The 1,255-nt window shown below is 56.7% G+C and carries 2 tRNA genes and 1 rRNA gene; all 3 read left to right on the top strand.

From position 1 onward, the window contains the following. Positions 1-563, top strand: a 16S ribosomal RNA gene (locus tag CO655_RS33140); the annotation flags it as partial. A gap of 237 nt (positions 564-800) precedes the next feature. Next, a tRNA-Ile gene (locus tag CO655_RS33145) sits at positions 801-877 on the top strand. 85 nt (positions 878-962) lie between these two features. Continuing rightward, positions 963-1,038: transfer RNA gene (locus CO655_RS33150), tRNA-Ala, on the top strand. Positions 1,039-1,255: the final 217 nt, after the last annotated feature.

The raw sequence follows: 1,255 nt of genomic DNA on the forward strand, positions 1-1,255 counted from the left end.
CCTTACCAGCCCTTGACATGCCCGGCTACTTGCAGAGATGCAAGGTTCCCTTCGGGGACCGGGACACAGGTGCTGCATGGCTGTCGTCAGCTCGTGTCGTGCGATGTTGGGTTAAGTCCCGCAACGAGCGCAACCCTCGCCCTTAGTTGCCAGCATTTAGTTGGGCACTCTAAGGGGACTGCCGGTGATAAGCCGAGAGGAAGGTGGGGATGACGTCAAGTCCTCATGGCCCTTACGGGCTGGGCTACACACGTGCTACAATGGTGGTGACAGTGGGCAGGGAGCACGCGAGTGTGAGCTAATCTCCAAAAGCCATCTCAGTTCGGATTGCACTCTGCAACTCGAGTGCATGAAGTTGGAATCGCTAGTAATCGCGGATCAGCATGCCGCGGTGAATACGTTCCCGGGCCTTGTACACACCGCCCGTCACACCATGGGAGTTGGTTTTACCCGAAGGTAGTGCGCTAACCGCACGGAGGCAGCTAACCACGGTAGGGTCAGCGACTGGGGTGAAGTCGTAACAAGGTAGCCGTAGGGGAACCTGCGGCTGGATCACCTCCTTTCTAAGGAAGCTGTGGAATTGGTAAGACGATCGGCTGGATCTTCGGATCTCCCCGATATGAACCTTCCCGTGCTTTTTAGAACATAGATGGCACCAGTCAGGTGACCATCGCAACGTAATACGCCGCGTAGACTTCGGTCACGACGGTATGGCGGGCTGCGCCGTCCCCGTTTCTCTTTCTTCAAGAAGACAAAGAACCGCGTCGATCCAGTTGAGGCTGGACCGGTTTGACGAGAATGGGCCCGTAGCTCAGTTGGTTAGAGCACACGCTTGATAAGCGTGGGGTCGGAAGTTCAAGTCTTCCCGGGCCCACCATTCGCATCTGCGAATGAGGGTTGGGAATAGACGGCAGGCGCGGAAAGTTGCCGAACCTGGGTTTTGCCCGGGCGATCGAGCTGATGGGGCTGTAGCTCAGCTGGGAGAGCACCTGCTTTGCAAGCAGGGGGTCAGCGGTTCGATCCCGCTCAGCTCCACCAAATCGATTGGTGTTGAGACTGACGGTAACCGAGCGAAGCTCGCAAGCGTGAAGCGCGCGTCGCCAATCGTTTGGCGCCCCCGCGGAGCGCCTTCGGCGCGTGAGCGGCAAAATTGTCTTTTGAAGAAATAAAAGTTTGCACTGGCTTCGAGCTAGTGCCTGTTCTGCATACATTGTGAAGAGAAGATTGATCTGGAGGCTTCCAGGTGTTTTGGGTT

This window comes from Rhizobium sp. M1 (assembly GCF_002531805.1).
GTDB lineage: Bacteria > Pseudomonadota > Alphaproteobacteria > Rhizobiales > Rhizobiaceae > Rhizobium > Rhizobium etli_C.